This is a genomic window from Shinella yambaruensis, assembly GCF_050859155.1.
Taxonomy (GTDB): Bacteria; Pseudomonadota; Alphaproteobacteria; order Rhizobiales; family Rhizobiaceae; genus Shinella; species Shinella yambaruensis.
Window position 1 is genome coordinate 1665974 of the sequence record NZ_CP150638.1, and the last position, 16447, is coordinate 1682420.

General features: G+C 66.5%; 14 protein-coding genes. All 14 read left to right on the forward strand.

Annotated elements, in window-relative coordinates; translation table 11 throughout:
* Positions 1 to 206: 206 nt before the first annotated feature.
* Positions 207 to 1427, forward strand: coding sequence for a deoxyguanosinetriphosphate triphosphohydrolase (locus WMC41_RS08265; RefSeq protein WP_432347644.1), 1221 nt, complete (start codon positions 207 to 209; stop codon positions 1425 to 1427).
* A 67-nt stretch (positions 1428 to 1494) separates the two neighbouring features.
* Positions 1495 to 3255 (forward strand): arginine--tRNA ligase, encoded by a 1761-nt coding sequence (gene argS / locus WMC41_RS08270; RefSeq protein ID WP_432347646.1) that lies wholly within the window; start codon positions 1495 to 1497, stop codon positions 3253 to 3255.
* Positions 3256 to 3318: 63 nt separating this feature from the next.
* Entirely contained in the window at positions 3319 to 6795 is a 3477-nt protein-coding gene (locus WMC41_RS08275; protein WP_432347647.1) for an SPOR domain-containing protein, read from the forward strand.
* A 125-nt stretch (positions 6796 to 6920) separates the two neighbouring features.
* A complete protein-coding gene (gene nagZ, locus WMC41_RS08280) occupies positions 6921 to 7940 on the forward strand; it encodes a beta-N-acetylhexosaminidase (RefSeq protein WP_432347648.1) in 1020 nt (339 codons plus the stop codon).
* A gap of 112 nt (positions 7941 to 8052) precedes the next feature.
* On the forward strand, positions 8053 to 8862 hold the full coding sequence (locus tag WMC41_RS08285; RefSeq protein WP_432347649.1) for a segregation and condensation protein A: 810 nt from the start codon (positions 8053 to 8055) through the stop codon (positions 8860 to 8862).
* Positions 8855 to 9568, forward strand: a complete 714-nt coding sequence (gene scpB, locus WMC41_RS08290; protein WP_432347650.1) for an SMC-Scp complex subunit ScpB — start codon at positions 8855 to 8857, stop codon at positions 9566 to 9568. Before WMC41_RS08285 ends, scpB begins: the two co-directional genes overlap by 8 nt.
* A 164-nt stretch (positions 9569 to 9732) precedes the next feature.
* On the forward strand, positions 9733 to 10836 hold the full coding sequence (locus tag WMC41_RS08295) for an ABC transporter ATP-binding protein (RefSeq protein WP_244765619.1): 1104 nt from the start codon (positions 9733 to 9735) through the stop codon (positions 10834 to 10836).
* A gap of 42 nt (positions 10837 to 10878) precedes the next feature.
* On the forward strand, positions 10879 to 11076 hold the full coding sequence (locus WMC41_RS08300; RefSeq protein ID WP_023511864.1) for a twin-arginine translocase TatA/TatE family subunit: 198 nt from the start codon (positions 10879 to 10881) through the stop codon (positions 11074 to 11076).
* Between the two features lie 146 nt (positions 11077 to 11222).
* A complete protein-coding gene (tatB, locus tag WMC41_RS08305) occupies positions 11223 to 11846 on the forward strand; it encodes a Sec-independent protein translocase protein TatB (protein ID WP_432347651.1) in 624 nt (207 codons plus the stop codon).
* Positions 11843 to 12679, forward strand: a complete 837-nt coding sequence (gene tatC, locus WMC41_RS08310; RefSeq protein ID WP_244765617.1) for a twin-arginine translocase subunit TatC — start codon at positions 11843 to 11845, stop codon at positions 12677 to 12679. Before tatB ends, tatC begins: the two co-directional genes overlap by 4 nt.
* A 69-nt stretch (positions 12680 to 12748) precedes the next feature.
* Positions 12749 to 14032, forward strand: coding sequence for a serine--tRNA ligase (gene serS / locus WMC41_RS08315; RefSeq protein WP_432347652.1), 1284 nt, complete (start codon positions 12749 to 12751; stop codon positions 14030 to 14032).
* A 19-nt stretch (positions 14033 to 14051) separates the two neighbouring features.
* Positions 14052 to 14822 (forward strand): 5'/3'-nucleotidase SurE, encoded by a 771-nt coding sequence (gene surE, locus WMC41_RS08320; RefSeq protein ID WP_244765615.1) that lies wholly within the window; start codon positions 14052 to 14054, stop codon positions 14820 to 14822.
* Positions 14819 to 15475, forward strand: coding sequence for a protein-L-isoaspartate(D-aspartate) O-methyltransferase (locus tag WMC41_RS08325; RefSeq protein ID WP_432347653.1), 657 nt, complete (start codon positions 14819 to 14821; stop codon positions 15473 to 15475). Before surE ends, WMC41_RS08325 begins: the two co-directional genes overlap by 4 nt.
* 258 nt (positions 15476 to 15733) lie before the next feature.
* Positions 15734 to 16363 carry a biotin biosynthesis protein BioC gene (locus tag WMC41_RS08330; RefSeq protein WP_432347654.1) on the forward strand — a complete coding sequence of 210 codons (630 nt, stop codon included), beginning with the start codon at positions 15734 to 15736 and terminating at the stop codon, positions 16361 to 16363.
* Positions 16364 to 16447: the final 84 nt, after the last annotated feature.

Sequence of the window (16447 nt, forward strand, 5' to 3'; positions counted from 1 at the left end):
CCGGGGTCAAGGTCCGGAGAGAATCGCTATCCTTCCGGAACGGCGCTTCTGCCGCTCCTGGCTTGACCTGCTGCGAACCGTCTCAAACAAATCCTTGAAAAGGCTTGTATTTCAAGCTCCGCTTGCAGCCGGACTTGCCGCTGTGCACACTATAGGTATGAAGGCATTGCGGCCGCGTCAATGGCCGGCGTGAATGCAGGTGAAGAATGACGTTCGACAGACATGCGCTGGGTTTTGGCGCGGGGCAACGCGCCATCTATGCCTCCGACCCCTGGGCGACCCGTGGACGGCTCCATCCGGAAGCGGAAAGCCCGACGCGTTCGGACTTCCAGCGCGACCGCGACCGCATCGTGCATACCACCGCCTTCCGGCGCCTCAAGCACAAGACGCAGGTCTTCATCGCCGCCGACGGCGACCACTATCGTACGCGGCTGACCCACACGATCGAGGTGGCGCAGATCGCCCGCGCGCTCGCCCGCGCCCTGAAGCTCGACGAGGATCTAGCCGAGGGCGTGGCGCTGGTGCACGATTTCGGCCACACGCCCTTCGGCCATACCGGCGAGGACGCGCTGCACGAGGTGCTGAAACCCTTCGGCGGCTTCGACCACAACGCCCAGTCTCTGCGCATCGTCACCAAACTGGAGCGGCGCTATGCCGAGTTCGACGGGCTGAACCTCACCTGGGAAAGCCTCGAAGGGCTCGTCAAGCACAATGGGCCGCTGATCGGGCCGACCGGCGAGTGCACCCATGGCGAGGAGGTGCCGCGGCCGATCCTCGACTACTGCGCCATGCACGACCTGGAACTCGGCAGTTTCGCGAGCATGGAGGCGCAGGTGGCGGCGATCGCCGACGACATCGCCTACAACACCCACGATATCGACGACGGCCTGCGCTCGGGCTATCTCACCTTCGAGATGCTGGAGGAGGTCCCGTTTCTCGCCAGGCTGATGCACGACGTGCGCCAGCGCTATCCGGGCCTCGAAGCCTCGCGCTTCACCCACGAGATCATGCGCCGCCAGATCACCGCGATGGTGGAGGACGTGATCGGCTATGCCCAGCAGGCGATCGGCGACGAGCGGCCGGAAAGCGCCGAGGACGTGCGCAGGGCGCGCCGCTGCCTTGCGACCTTCTCCGCGGAGATGGCGGTCACCGACAAGGAGATCAAGAAGCTGCTGTTCTCGCGCATCTACCGGCATCCGGAGGTGATGCGGGTGCGGGCGAACGCCGCCTCGATCCTCACGGACCTCTATCACGCCTATATGGACGACCCGCAGCTCATGCAGGGGCACTATTGGGTGGACCGCATCGCGACCATGCCGGAATCGGCCCGCGCCCGCCATGTCGGCGATTATCTTGCCGGCATGACCGACAACTACGCGATCAACACGCACCGCCGGCTGTTTGACCATACCCCCGAATTGCGATAGTCAGCCGCCCACCTGAACTTCTTCGCAGGAATGGCCCGGAACGGGTTGCTGCGCGTGGATGGATGAGATGAACCTTTTTACAGACTTCGACAGCAGAATCAAAAACGTACTCGAAGGACTTGAGATCGTCCGTGAAAAGCGTGCCGACCTCGACTTCGGCCGTATCAGCGTCGAGCCGCCGCGCGATGCGAGCCATGGCGACGTCGCGACCAATGCCGCGATGGTGCTGGCGAAGCCTCTCGGCCTCAATCCGCGGGCGCTTGCCGATCTCATCGTCGCCGAGCTGAAGAAGGATCCGGAAGTGGCGGATGTCGGCGTCGCCGGCCCCGGTTTCATCAATGTCCGCCTCTCCGTCGCCTACTGGCAGAAGCTGCTGGCCGCGATCGTCCGGGCCGGGACCGGCTACGGCCGGGGTGCTCTCGGCACCGGGCGCAAGGTCAATGTGGAATATGTCTCGGCCAACCCGACCGGCCCGATGCATGTCGGCCATTGCCGCGGCGCCGTCGTCGGCGATGCGCTGGCCAACCTGCTCGCCTTTGCCGGCTATGCCGTGACCAAGGAATACTACATCAACGACGCGGGCTCGCAGATCGACGTGCTCGCCCGCTCGGCCTTCCTGCGCTACCGCGAGGCGCTCGGCGAGACGATCGGCGACATCCCGTCGGGTCTCTATCCGGGGGATTATCTGGTGCCGGTCGGCGAGGCGCTGGCCGAGGAATTCGGCACGACGCTGCGCGCCATGCCGGAGCATCAGTGGATGCCGATCGTCAAGGAAAAGACGATCGACGCGATGATGGCGATGATCCGCGAGGATCTGGCCGCCCTCAACGTCACGCACGACGTCTTCTTCTCCGAGCGCTCGCTGCATGCCGGCAACGGCGCGCCGATCCGCACCGCGATCAACGACCTGACCTTCAAGGGCCATGTCTACAAGGGCGTGCTGCCGCCGCCGAAGGGCCAGCTGCCGGAAGACTGGGAAGACCGCGAGCAGACGCTCTTCCGCTCGACGGAGGTCGGCGACGACATCGACCGCCCGCTGATCAAGTCGGACGGCTCCTATACCTATTTCGCCGCCGACGTTGCCTACTTCAAGGACAAGTTCGACCGCGGCTTCGACGAGATGATCTATGTGCTCGGCGCCGACCACGGCGGCTACGTCAAGCGCCTGGAGGCGGTCGCACGGGCCGTTTCCGAGGGGAAGTCGAAGCTGACGGTGCTGCTCTGCCAGCTGGTCAAGCTGTTCCGCAACGGCGAGCCGGTGAAGATGTCGAAGCGCTCCGGCGACTTCGTCACGCTCCGCGACGTGGTCGACGAGGTCGGCCGTGATCCGGTGCGCTTCATGATGCTCTACCGCAAGAACAGCGAGCCGCTCGACTTCGACTTCGCCAAGGTGACGGAGCAGTCCAAGGACAATCCGGTCTTCTACGTGCAGTATGCCCATGCGCGCTGCATGTCGGTGTTCCGCCAGGCGGCCGAGGCCTTTCCGGACCTCGATGTCGCCGCGCTCGATCTGGCTGCCGCGATCGACGGCAACATCGCCGATCCGAGCGAGTTGCAGCTTCTGGCGAAGCTGGCAGAATATCCGCGTGTGATCGAGGGGGCTGCACTGGCGCACGAGCCGCATCGCATCGCGTTTTACCTCTATGATCTTGCCAGCGCATTCCATGCTCACTGGAACAAAGGCAAAGAGCAGCCGGAATTACGGTTTGTTAACGATAAAAATAGAGAATTGAGTATCGCCAGACTTGGGCTGGTGCACGCTGTCGCCTCTGTTCTTAAGTCGGGCCTGTCCATTACAGGCACGGCTGCGCCGAACGAAATGCGGTAACGTCACCATTTGCCCACAATAAGCTGGCAAACGCGTTTTTGTAGCTTGTGAGTGGGAAGCAGTATGGCAGACAAGAACTTCGCGCGAAGCGGAACCGCTGACACGGATCTCCTGGCGGACGACGACCCGTTGGCCGAGCTTGCCCGTCTCGTCGACTACGAGCCGCGTCCGCTTCCGGGCGCCGGCAGGTCCTTCTCCGAGCCCGCCCGGGTTGTGCCGCGATTGGACAATCCCGTTCTCGCCCTCGAGGACGAGTTGATGCGGGCCTTCGAGCAATATGACACGCCGCGCCGCGAGAGCGTTGAGCCGGTCGTTGCCGAGCGGGCGGCGACCCGCCATGTCGAGCCTGTGTTCGATATGCCGGAGCCGGCCGCCGAGGCGCGCGACGCCATCCTCGACACGGTGCCGACGCGCGATGCCGCGCCGGTCGATGCCGGCCATCGCGAGCCTTCCTTCGAGGAGCAGTTCTTCGGCGTCGAGCCGTCCGTCGAGGAAGAGCGCCCGGCGGAGGCGCAGCAGCCGGATGCCGTCGCGAGCGATGCCGGCCACGAGCCCGCCGTCGAGGATCACGCCGTCGAGCCGCCTTTCGTGGAGGAAGCCTTCGCCGAAGCGGCCGAGCATGACGTCCTCCTCGATGCCGCCCACCGCGAGCCCGCCTTTGAGGAACAATTCTTCGGCGTCGAGCCGTCCGTGGAGGAGGAGCGCCTAGCCGAGGCGCAGCAGCCGGATGCCGTTGCGAGCGATGCCGGCCACGAGCCCGCCTTCGAGGAACGTGTGGTCGAGCCGCCCTTCGCGGAAGAGATCGTCGCCGCGGCGACGCCGGCCGACGTCGAGCCTGAGCTGGATTTCGATCCGGCCCTGCTGCTTGCCGACGAGCTCGAGGCGGCCGTGCACGACGTGCCCTCCGTCGCGATCGAGCCGGCGGCGCATGCCGGCCACCAGTTCGTCGACCGGCTGGAGCCGCGCTTCGAGCCGCCGGTGCGCAGCGAACCCGTTGCCGAGACCCCCGTTGCCGCCAGCGCCGACGAGCGCCAGCCCGTCGTGCTCGGCCTGCAGCCGCTCGCTCCCGAGGAGAACCCGATCGACGAGATCGGCCTCGACCTGGAGCGCGAGCTGGAGCTTTCGATCGGCGATGGTTTCGTCGACGACCTGCTCTCCGAGGGACACAATGCCGAAGCGGCCGCGACCACGCAGGCCGGCGGCGAGCCGGTTCTCCAGGCCTGGATGTCCGATGCGGCCGCCGACCCGGTTTCCGAACCGTTCCATGCCGAGCCGGCCTATGCCCGCGACGAGCCGCAGTTCGTTGCCGAAATGCCGTTCGAGACGCGGGAAGACCGTGCCCGCGCCATGGCCGAGGCCGAGACGCAATGGCAGGATGCCGAGCCCGTGCGCGACGCGCAGCCCGACTACCGGGTGGAATCGGTCGAGCCCGGCCGCACCTACGACCAGGACGCCCTGCTGGCGGAGGTCGAGCGCTATCCCGTGCCGGAAAGCCGCTCTCCCCTGACGGCCGCCACCCTTGCCGCCGTCGGCGCGACGCCGCGCAGCGGCATGGCCAACGTTTCAGCGATCTTCGGCCGCGCGACTCCCGTCGCGCACCGCCAGCCGGCCGTCGAGACGGCCCGGACGCCGGTCGCCGAAACCGCGCATGAACCGGTCTTCGAGCCCGCGCAGGAGCCGGTGGCGGACACCTATCGCACGCCGGTCGCCGAGACCCGCCAGGAGCCCGCCGCGATGGCGACCCCGGCTGCCTCGGGCGCTGAGCTCGATCTGGAGAACCTGGAATTCGACCTTTCCGACATCGACCTCGACCTTTCCGATTTCTCGCTCGACGAGGAGCCGGTGCGGCAGGAGGACAAGGCGCCGGAAACCCGGACGGAGGCCGTCAGGCCCGTCGAGGTGCAGACGCCCGTGCGCCGCGAGCCGGCCGTCGCCGTTCCCGTTTCCACCTATACCGCGCCGCAGCCGGTGGTGGCCGAGACGGCCGATGGCGCGCTGCCCTTCGACCCGACGATGATCGCCGATACCGACGAAGGCGTCTCGCCGGTCACCGAGCTGGACGTCCCGCAGCTTCCCGTCATCGAGAAGGAAAAGCCGCCGGCCTACCAGCCCGACTATGATTTCGACATCGACGCGGAAATGGCGCAGCTCTTCAACGAGCCCGCCGCCAAGGCGCGCGGCGAAGACCTGTCGGCCGGCGTTGCCGGCGGTGCGGTTGCCGCCGCCATCAGCCAGCCGATGGCGCAGATCAACGATGTCGACGATTTCGAACGTGCCCTCGAGGAGGATTTCCGCCGCTCGCTGAACCAGCCGGAGCGCATGGCGATCCCCGTCGATCCGGGCCAGGCCAACACGCTCTATGCCGGCGACGGCTACGACGAGGAGCAGTCCCGCCCGCGCCGAGGCCTGCTGATCGCCGCCTCCATCGCGGCCCTGCTGATGGTCGGCGGCGGTGGCGTCTACGCCTGGAGCGCCTTCTCCGGCGGTGCGGCCGGCTCCGGCGAGCCGCGGGTGATCCTCGCCGACAAGGAGCCGGTCAAGATCGTGCCGGAGGAAAAAGGCGGCAAGACCGTGCCGAACCAGGACAAGGCGGTCTATGACCGCGTTGCCGGCGACACGGCCGCAACGCCGCAGCAGGAACAGCTCGTCACCTCGACGGAAGAGCCGGTCGACGTCGTCCAGCGCACGCTGACGCCGGAGACCCTGCCGTTCGATGGTCCGGAAGACGGCGTCGAGGCGGTCATCGCGGCGGAAAACGAAAACCGCGTGCTGCCGGGCGTCGACGAGCCGGAAACGGCAACGGCCGAAGGCGGCAGCAAGCCGCTCGTCTCGCCGCGCAAGGTCAAGACGATGATCGTCAAGCCGGACGGCACGCTCGTCGCCCGCGAGGAGACGGTCGGCGAACCTGCGACGGACATTGCCGGGCTCGATGCCAAGGCGACCGCGACCACCGGCAGCGCCTCGGGCGAGGCCGCCGCGACGGTCGACGCCGATGCTTCGCTGCGCGCCGAGCAGGCGGCCGGCGAAGGCCAGCCGCGCTCCGCGCTTGCGGAGGTCGCCGATGCCGAAGTCGACGACACCGCGCCGGTGCGCACCGTGAAGACGACGACGATCGGCGCCACGACCGGTTCGACGGACGGCAATGCGCCGATCCCGGGCACCCGCCCGATCGACCAGCCGGTCACCGTGGTCGGCACCGTGACCGAGAACGGCAACGTCTCGGGCACGCAGACCGCCGAGGCCACGCCGACGCAGACGCAGACGGCGGAACAGACGCAGGTCGCAGCCGTCGCGCCGGGCAGCTACGTCATCCAGATCGCTTCGCTGCCCTCGGAGGCGGAGGCCCAGAAGAGCTACAATTCGCTTTCTTCCAAGTTCTCCAGCGTCATCGGCGGGCGCGGCGTGGACATCAGGAAGGCGGAGATTCCGAACAAGGGCACCTACTTCCGCGTCCGCATCCCGGCCGGTTCGCGCGAAGAGGCCAATGCGCTGTGCAACCGCTACAAGAGCGCCGGCGGAAGCTGCCTCGTCACCCGCTGAGGTAACGCCGAATTCCTGGGGAGGCGCGGGCATGGTCCGCGCCTCTTCGATTCCCGCGGGCCGTCGCCGAGTGGCGGGCAGGGCGCGCGCTTCGTTTTCCCCACCGAACCTTTAAGATTGCGGACATGAGCGAATCGAAATCCTTCCTTTCGGGCTGTAAGGGCCTGAGCCTGAGCGCCGACGAAAAAGCCTTCTTCCGCAGCGAGCGGCCCTGGGGCTTCATCCTGTTCGGCCGCAACATCGGCGAGCCGGCGCAGGTGGCGGACCTCACCGCCGAGATGCGTGACTGCGTTGGCGGCGGGGCGGACATTCCGGTGCTGATCGACCAGGAGGGCGGCCGCGTCCAGCGCATCAGGCCGCCCCATGTGCAGCAGTATCCGAATGCCGCCGCGCTCGGCGCCATCTACCGCGCCGACGCGGAGAAGGGGCTGCGCGCCGCCTGGCTGATGTCGCGCCTGCATGCCTTCGATCTCCTGCGCCTCGGCATCAATGTCGATTGCCTGCCGGTGCTCGACGTTGCCGTGCCGGGCGTGCACGACGTCATCGGCAATCGTGCCTACGGGCAGGAGCCGGAGATCGTCTCGGAGATGGGCAGGGCCGCGGCCGAGGGCCTCAAGGCCGGCGGCCTGCTGCCGATCATGAAGCACATGCCGGGCCACGGCCGCACCATGGTCGATTCGCACCATGACCTGCCGGTGGTGCACGCAAGCCGCGCCGAGCTTGAGGCCTGCGATTTTGTGCCCTTCCGGCGCATGAAGGACGAGCTGATGGCGATGTCCGCCCACATCGTCTTCACCGCCATCGATGCCGACAACCCAGCGACGACCTCGGCGACGGTGGTGAGCGAGATCATCCGCGGCCATATCGGCTTCGACGGGCTGCTGATGTCGGACGACGTGTCGATGAACGCGCTGAAGGGCGATATTGCCGCAAGAAGCCGGGGAATCATTGCCGCCGGCCTCGACATGGTGTTGCATTGCCATGGCATCATGGAGGAAATGATCGCGGTGACCGAGAACGTTCCGCCGCTCACCGGCGACAGCCTGCGGCGGGCGAATGCGGTTCGTGCGGGCTTCCCGACGCCGGACGGGGCGGACGAGGCGGCGCTGCGCGAGGAATTCAACGCCATGATCGCGGTGGCCTGACAGCCGCCGCAAATGGTGTCCCGCGGTCGCAGGCACGCGGGGCAAGGAAAGGGGCGACGTGCAGGGAACGGGGTCGAAGCCACCGAAGAAGGGACGCGGCGCAGAGGCGCCGATGGCCGACCTGTGGCAGGACGCCGAGGCGCGGGGCCTTTCCGAGGAGAGCCTCGTCGTCGATCTTGCCGGCTTCGAGGGCCCGCTCGACCTTCTCCTGCATCTCGCCCGCACGCAGAAGGTGGACCTCACCCGCATCTCCGTGCTGGCGCTTGCCGAACAATATCTCGTCTTCATCGAGCGTGCGCGCAAGATCCGCATCGAGCTTGCCGCCGACTATCTCGTCATGGCGGCCTGGCTCGCCTATCTCAAGTCGCGCCTGCTCATTCCCAGGCAGGCGAAGGACGACGGCCCCTCCGGCGAGGAGATGGCGGCCAGCCTCGCCTTCCGCCTGAAGCGGCTGGAGGCGATGCGGGATGCGGCGACGCGCCTTGTCAACCGCAACCGCCTCGGCCGCGACGTCTTTGCCCGCGGCATGCCGGAGCACATCCCGACCGAGCGGCGTTCGTCCTTCGAGGCCTCGCTCTACGACCTGCTCAGCGCCTATTCTTCGCTGCGCCAGCGCCATGCGATCACCCAGGTCACCATCGAGAAGCGCAATGTCTGGTCGCTCTCCGATGCGCGCGAGATCCTGTCGCTGCTTATCGGCGGCTTCGAGGACGACTGGGCGGCGCTCGACAGTTTCATCCTGCGATACCTGAGCGACCCGGCGGAACGCACCACGGCGATCGCCAGCGCCTTCGCGGCGACGCTGGAACTTGTGCGGGAAGGGCGGCTGGAGCTGCGCCAGGACGGTGCCTTCCAGCCGATCTACCTGCGCCGCGGGCCGAAGCCCGAGGGCGACGAGGACGGGAGCGACGGGCGTGGCTGAGCCTGGGGACGACGCACCGCGCGAGGCGGACGGCGGCACGATCGTCGATCCGCGCCGGCTGCACGAGGCCGCGCGCATCGCCGAGGCGCTGGTCTTCGCGTCCGCCGGTCCGGTCTCGCAGGCCTACATCGCCGAGCGCCTGCCGCGCGGCGTCGACGTGCTGCATGTCATGCGCGAGCTGAAGGCGCTCTATGCCGGGCGCGGGGTCAATCTCGTGCAGCTCGGCGACAGCTGGGCCTTCCGCACCGCGCCGGATCTCTCCTTCGTCATCCGGACCGACGAGACGGAGGTGCGCAAGTTGTCGCGCGCCGCGCTGGAGGTCCTGTCGATCATCGCCTATCACCAGCCCGTCACGCGCGCCGAGATCGAGGATATCCGCGGCGTGCAGACCTCCAAGGGCACACTCGACGTGCTGATGGAGGCGGGATGGGTGCGTTTCCGCGGCCGCCGCCGCTCGCCGGGCCGTCCGGTGACCTTCGGCACGACGCGGGATTTCCTCGATCATTTCGGCCTGGAGGATCTGCGCGACCTGCCGGGCCTCGAGGAGCTGAAAGGCGCCGGCCTCCTGTCCGGCCGCATCCCCTCCAACTTCCAGGTGCCGATGCCGCTGCGCGAGGACGAGCTGGCGGAGGACGAGGACCCGATCACCCAGCTGGACCTGGAGGAACTCGGTCTCTTGACACCGGGCGGAAAAGAAGACGAATAGACGAAGCTTATAGAGCAGTTCCAGCAAAAGTGCGCCGCGGTTTTGCGCGGGGAACTGCGCCCACACAACGGCTGGGGCATCCTTGCGCTTCGAGGCGGCGTGAAAATGCTCTGCAGGACTGTATCGCGAGCGCACAGGCTGGCGACAGGGAAAGACTTCGGCACATGGTTCTGGATCCGTCAGGCTCCAACGGTATCGAGACGAAACGCGCATCGGCGGTAACCTTCGCGGCGCGCCTGTCCTTCGAGGATATCCGCCACAGCTACCACAACAAGGAGACGATCCGCGGCATTTCGCTGACGGCGGAGCCCGGCGAGGTCCTGTGCCTGCTCGGCCCGTCCGGCTCCGGCAAGACGACGCTGCTGCGCATTGCCGCCGGCATCGAGGCGCAGACGGCCGGCCGCGTGCTCCTGAACGACCGCGAGGTTGCCGGCCCCGCCGTCTTTCTGCCGCCGGAGCGGCGCGGCGTCGGCCTGATGTTCCAGGATTTCGCGCTCTTTCCGCACATGTCGGTGCTCGACAACGTGCGCTTCGGCCTGACGGCCCTGCCGCGCGCGGAGGCCGAGGCGGAGGCGCAGGTGGCGCTCGAACGCGTCGGCCTGTCGCACTATGCCCAAAAGTTTCCGCATGTGCTTTCGGGCGGCGAGCAGCAGCGCGTGGCGCTTGCCCGGGCGCTCGCGCCGCGTCCGTCGGTCCTGCTGATGGACGAGCCGTTCTCCGGGCTTGATTCGCGCCTCAAGGATTCGATTCGTGCCGATACGCTGGCGATCCTGCGCCAGTCGCGCGCCAGCGCCATCGTGGTGACGCACGATGCGGAGGAGGCGATGCGCATGGGCGATCGGATCGCCCTGCTGAAGGATGGGCGCCTCGTGCAGGTCGGCACCGCGGAAGAGCTTTATCTTCATCCGAGCAACATCTTCGCCGCCGCCTTTTTCTCGGAAATCAACGAATTTCCCGGCCGTGTGCGCGACGGCGTCGTCGAAACGCCGCTCGGCAATGTAGATGGCAAGCGTTTTTCCGATGGCCAGAAGGTCCATGTGGCGGTGCGCCTTTCGGGGCTGCGCGTCATGGAAAAGGACGGCGAAGTGCCCGCGCGCATATTGTCGCGGCGCTTTCTCGGGGTCGTCGAGCTGCTCGAACTCGCCATACCCGGCACGGACCAGCCGATCCGTGCCCGCGTTCGGGCAGATCAGTTGGCATCCGGATTGCGCGACGTCACGCTTTCGGCTAACCACCGCGACATTCTAGTGTTTGAAAAAGACGGCTGAACGTCTTACATCGGGGTACAAGTTCGAAAGGGAGTCAAGACAATGGGTTCTTTCAGCATCTGGCATTGGCTGATCGTTCTGGTGGTGGTGCTGCTGCTGTTCGGCCGCGGCAAGATTCCGGAACTGATGGGCGATGTCGCCAAGGGCATCAAGAATTTCAAGAAGGGCATGTCCGACGAGGAAGCCGCCGCTGCCGACAAGGCGAAGACCGTCGATCACAAGGCCGACGAGGTCAAGTGACCGGCGTACGGCGCCCCGCGTCCCTCGTGACGCGCAAAGGACGCTGCAGAACCTGGATTTGCCAGGTCGATCCGTGCGGTTTGATATCGTGCGGATCGACCTGGCGGCCGCGAACGGCGGTTCGCGGTCCATGAGGACAGTACCCTATGCTTGATGTCGGCTGGACCGAAATACTCGTCATCGCGATCGTCCTGATCATCGTGGTCGGTCCGAAGGACCTGCCGCAGATGCTGCGCACGTTCGGCCGCATGATGTCGAAGATGCGCGGCATGGCGAGCGATTTCCGCCAGCAGTTCGACGAGGCGCTGCGCGAAGCGGACCTTGAGGACGTCAAGAAGACGATCGGCGAGGCGCAGAAGCTCAATCCGCTGAACACCATCCGCGAGGCGGTCAATCCGCTGCGCCAGATGGGCGACGAGATCAAGGCGGACCTGCAGAAGACGACCGGTTCCGTCTCCTCGGCAGCGCCCGCGACAACGCCGGCCGAAGGCGTCACCGCCAGCAGCACGCCGGTCGCCGTGCCCTCCGAAGCGCAGAAGCCCGCCTCGGCCGAGCCCGTCGCCGCCGTGCCGCTGAAGGCTGGGCCGGTGAAAAAGACGGCTGCCAAAAAGCCTGCCGAGGCGACGGACAAGGTAGCAAAGCCGCGCAAGGCGGCCGCCAAGGCTGAAACCGTCGCCAAGTCCGGCGAGAAGCCGGCCGTAAAGACGTCCGCCGAGAAGAAGGCGCCCGTGAGGGCCAGGACTGCAAAGACCAAGAAGGGCGACGCATGAGCGGCGACATCGAAGACAAGCCCCAGCCGCTCATCGAGCACCTGATCGAACTCCGCCAGCGCCTGCTGTGGGCCGTCGGCGCGTTCTTCGTCGCCTTCCTCGTCTGTTTCTACTTCGCCAAGCAGCTGTTCAACCTGCTCGTCCTGCCGTTCAAGTGGTCGGTGGAGTGGGCGGGGCTGACGCACCGCAATGTCGAGCTGATCTATACGGCGCCGCAGGAGTTCTTCTTCACGCAGATCAAGGTCGCCATGTTCGGCGCGCTGGTCATCGCGTTTCCGGTCATCGCCCAACAGGTCTACAAGTTCGTCGCGCCCGGCCTCTACAAGAACGAGCGCGCCGCCTTCCTGCCGTTCCTGATCGCCTCGCCGATCCTGTTCCTCATCGGCGCCGCGCTGGTCTATTTCTTCTTCACGCCCATGGTCATGTGGTTCTTCCTGGCCATGGAGCAGGGCGGCGGCGAGGGGCAGGTCTCGATCCAGCTCCTGCCCAAGGTGTCCGAATATCTCAGCCTCATCATGTCGCTGATCTTCGCCTTCGGCCTCGTCTTCCAGCTTCCGGTTGTCTCGTCGCTCCTGGTGCGCGCCGGCTTCATCACGTCGGACACGCTGAAGGAAAAACGCAAATACGCGATCGTCATCGCCTTCGTGGTCGCCGCCGTGCTGACGCCGCCCGATCCGGTCTCCCAGATCGGCCTTGCACTGCCGGCCATCCTTCTCTACGAGATTTCCATCTATACGGCCCGACTCATCGAACGGCAGCGGGCGAGCGCCTCGAACGCGCAGGATGCGGACAGCGAGGTCGTCGCAACGCCGGAAGAGGCCGACAAGGCCTGACCTTCGGCGTTGCCGCACTGTGCTGCCGGGCGCGGGTGGGCCTCAATCCACGGAACGCCTGGAACGACAATGCTTGATATCAAATGGATCCGCGACAACGCCGCCGCTCTCGACGCCGCCCTGGCAAAGCGCGGCGCGAGCCCCCTGGCACAGGCCCTCATCGATCTCGACGAGAAGCGCCGCAGCGTCATCCAGAAGGCGCAGGACATGCAGTCGCGCCGCAACGCCGCCTCCAAGGAGATCGGCGCGGCCATGGCGGCGAAGAACGCCGAGCTTGCCGACAGGCTGAAGGCCGAGGTCTCGGCCATCAAGGACCAGCTTCCCGCGGCGGAAGAGGAGGAGCGCCAGGTCACCGCCGAGCTCAACGACGCCCTGTCGCGCATCCCGAACATCCCGCTCGACGACGTGCCGGTCGGTACGGACGAGACCGGCAATGTGGAAAAGCTGAAATGGGGCAGCAAGCCCGGCTGGAACCACAAGGCTCTGGAGCACTACGAGATCGGCGAAGCCCTCGGCTACATGGATTTCGAGGCCGCGGCGAAGATCGCCGGCTCGCGCTTCACCGTGCTGAAGGGCCAGCTCGCGCGCCTCGAGCGCGCCCTCGGCCAGTTCATGATCGACGTGCATACCGGCGAGCATGGCTATACGGAAGTGCATGCGCCGCTGCTGGTGCGCGACGACGCCATGTTCGGCACCGGCCAGCTGCCGAAATTCTCCGAGGACCTGTTCCGCACCACGGATGGCCGCTGGCTGATCCCGACCGCGGAGGTCTCGCTCACCAACCTCGTGCGCGAGGATATCCTCGACCAGGAGAAGCTGCCGCTGCGCTTCACCGCGCTGACGCCGTGCTTCCGCTCGGAGGCCGGTTCGGCCGGCCGCGACACGCGCGGCATGCTGCGCCAGCACCAGTTCATGAAGTGCGAGCTCGTCTCGATCACCGATGCGGAAAGCGCGATCGACGAGCACGAGCGCATGACGGCCTGCGCCGAGGAGATCCTGAAGCGCCTCGGCCTGCATTACCGCATCATGACGCTGTGCACCGGCGACATGGGGTTCGGCGCCCGCAAGACCTACGACCTCGAAGTCTGGCTGCCGGGGCAGGATACGTTCCGCGAGATCTCGTCCTGCTCGGTCTGCGGCGATTTCCAGGCGCGCCGCATGAACGCGCGCTACCGCGGCAAGGACGACAAGGCGACGAAGTTCGTGCACACGCTGAACGGCTCGGGCACGGCCGTCGGCCGCGCGCTGATCGCCGTCATGGAGAACTACCTCAACGAGGACGGCTCGGTTACCGTGCCGGACGTGCTGCTGCCCTATATGGGCGGCCTGAAGAAGATCGAGAAGGCCGCCTGAGGCGGAAGGCGGAGACGACATGCGCATTCTTCTGACGAACGACGACGGCATCCACGCCGAGGGACTGGCGATCCTCGAACGGATCGCCCGTGAACTGACGGACGACGTCTGGATCGTCGCGCCGGAGACGGACCAGAGCGGGCTTGCCCATTCGCTGACGCTCTCCGAGCCGCTGCGCCTCAGGAAGATCGACGACAAGCGCTACGCGCTGCGCGGCACGCCGACGGACTGTGTCATCATGGGCGTGCGCGAGGTGCTCGACGAGAAGCCGGACCTCGTGCTGTCGGGCGTCAATGTCGGCGCCAACATGGCCGACGACGTCACCTATTCGGGCACGATCGCCGGCGCGATCGAGGGCACGCTGCAGGGCATCAAGTCCATGGCGCTGAGCCAGGCCTACAACCATGCCGGCGGCCGCGTTGTGCCGTGGGAGGTCGCCGAAAGCTTCGCGCCGAAGCTGATCCGCCAGCTGATGGATGTCGAGCTGCCGGACTGGACCTTCTTCAACATCAATTTCCCGAACTGCGCGCCCGCGGAGCTCAACGGCGTCGAGGTCACCAGCCAGGGCAAGCTCGATTTCGGCCTGACGATCGACGAGCGCATGGACGGCCGCGGCTTCCCCTATTACTGGCTGCGCTTCGGCGAGCGGAAGGGCGATTTCCGCGCCGGCACGGACATCCATGCGGTGAAGAACCACAAGATCTCCGTGACGCCGCTGAAGCTCGATCTCACGGACTACACGGTGCTGGATCGCGTCCAGCGCGTTCTCAACGGCGAGGATGCGGATTGAGCACGGGGCGGGTGATCGAGAAGGAGGGGTTTGCCGCGCTGGCGCTGCGCCTGCGCGGCCAGGGCATCAACGATCTCGACCTGCTGACGGCCGTGGAACAGACGCCGCGCACGCTTTTCGTGCCGCCGCAATTCGCCGGCGAGGCCTATTCGCGCCGGGTTCTGCCGCTCGATTGCGGCTCCTTCATCGAGGGCATCGACCTTGCGGTGCGCCTTCTGCATCTCCTGAACCTGAAGGCCGGCCAGCGGATCCTTGAGGTCGGCACCGGTTCCGGCTTCACCGCCGCCGTCATGGGCCGCCTGACGGAGCGCGTGCTGACCGTCGACCGCTATCGAACGCTGGTCACCAATGCGCAGCAATCGATCGAGAAGGCTGGCATCCGCAACGTCATCGTGCGCCAGGCCGACGGCAGCAACGGCATGCCGGGCGAGGGGACCTTCGATCGCATCCTCGTCACCGCCGCCTTTCCGGCGCTGCCGCGGTTCTTCGCCGAGCAGCTGGTGTCCGGCGGCATGCTGATCGCGCCCGTCATGGTCAGCGAAACCGAGTGCCGCATGCTGAAGCTCGTCAAGACCGGCAGCCGCTTCGATCGTGAAGACCTCTTCGACGTGCCCTACCTGCCGATCGTGCCCCAGATGGCGCAGGCCCTCTGACCCATCCCGACCGTGTTTCCTCCTCGCTCGGCAGGCTTGGGCCCGCCGAGTCTTTCGGCGTTTTCCCGGAAAATCGATGTTCGCAGCTGGCGCGCCTGCACGCCAGGCGAGCGTTTCGGGCGAAAATACAATGCGTTAACCTTTTGTTAACCGACGCAAGCTTCGCGCAAGCTTTAAGGCGTAGGCCCATGACGAAGCAGAAGTTTCCACACAGGGCGCCGGTTTCCCAAGGGATGCGGCGTTCCGATGGAGAGGAAAATGCACGTCTCGAACAGGATCGCCAGCAGCTCGACCAGCGACAGCCTCGCATATCTTGCGACGAGGGCTGCGGGCAAGGCTGCCGAAGAGAATGTCGAGGCGGGCTCGACCGCGCATCTGGCCGGCGGCAGCTACGATCCGTCCGCTCATGTCGGCCTTTCCGTCGACGCGCTGCTGGTCCTCAGCGTTGCGCGGGAAGAGGTGGCCTACAGCCAGCCGGCGCTCACGGATGCCGAGCGGGAGAATCTTGATACGGCCGCGCTCGATGAGCGGGAGCATGCCGCCTTCGGCCGCTTCCTGGAGGAAGGCGACCGCAAGGCCTATTACCGCGCCTATATCGAATATTTCGACAGCATGCCGGCGGAGGACCAGCGCAGCGCCCGCTATGCCGGCACGCGCGAGCCCGCCGTCGCGGCCCTGCGTGCCATCGCCTACAACGAAAGCGCCCTCGACATGACGGCGCCCGACGCCGCCCTGGAAAACGCGACCGCCGCCGGGGACAGGGCTGCCCGGCGCGCGACGCCCATCGCGGCGATCTTCCAGCCGAGCCAGGCGGACTTCGAGAACGCCGCCCGCCTCGTCACCAGCCGCATCTCGCGCGCCGACGCCATGTATGCGACCGGCTTTTGAGCCGCTTGCGCACGCCTTTCGCCATGGTGCCGGCGAACCATGGTTATCAATTCATCAAAAAACCGATGCGGATAGGCCTGCTTT

What these genes read in the sequence shown, in the direction of transcription:
- tatB (WP_432347651.1), top strand. Translation starts at nt 11,223, where the DNA reads ATGCTTGATGTCGGCTGGACCGAAATACTCGTCATCGCGATCGTCCTG.
- WMC41_RS08300 (WP_023511864.1), top strand. Translation starts at nt 10,879, where the DNA reads ATGGGTTCTTTCAGCATCTGGCATTGGCTGATCGTTCTGGTGGTGGTG.
- WMC41_RS08330 (WP_432347654.1), top strand. Translation starts at nt 15,734, where the DNA reads ATGCACGTCTCGAACAGGATCGCCAGCAGCTCGACCAGCGACAGCCTC.
- nagZ (WP_432347648.1), top strand. Translation starts at nt 6,921, where the DNA reads ATGAGCGAATCGAAATCCTTCCTTTCGGGCTGTAAGGGCCTGAGCCTG.
- WMC41_RS08285 (WP_432347649.1), top strand. Translation starts at nt 8,053, where the DNA reads ATGGCCGACCTGTGGCAGGACGCCGAGGCGCGGGGCCTTTCCGAGGAG.
- serS (WP_432347652.1), top strand. Translation starts at nt 12,749, where the DNA reads ATGCTTGATATCAAATGGATCCGCGACAACGCCGCCGCTCTCGACGCC.
- argS (WP_432347646.1), top strand. Translation starts at nt 1,495, where the DNA reads ATGAACCTTTTTACAGACTTCGACAGCAGAATCAAAAACGTACTCGAA.
- tatC (WP_244765617.1), top strand. Translation starts at nt 11,843, where the DNA reads ATGAGCGGCGACATCGAAGACAAGCCCCAGCCGCTCATCGAGCACCTG.
- WMC41_RS08295 (WP_244765619.1), top strand. Translation starts at nt 9,733, where the DNA reads ATGGTTCTGGATCCGTCAGGCTCCAACGGTATCGAGACGAAACGCGCA.
- WMC41_RS08265 (WP_432347644.1), top strand. Translation starts at nt 207, where the DNA reads ATGACGTTCGACAGACATGCGCTGGGTTTTGGCGCGGGGCAACGCGCC.
- surE (WP_244765615.1), top strand. Translation starts at nt 14,052, where the DNA reads ATGCGCATTCTTCTGACGAACGACGACGGCATCCACGCCGAGGGACTG.
- WMC41_RS08275 (WP_432347647.1), top strand. Translation starts at nt 3,319, where the DNA reads ATGGCAGACAAGAACTTCGCGCGAAGCGGAACCGCTGACACGGATCTC.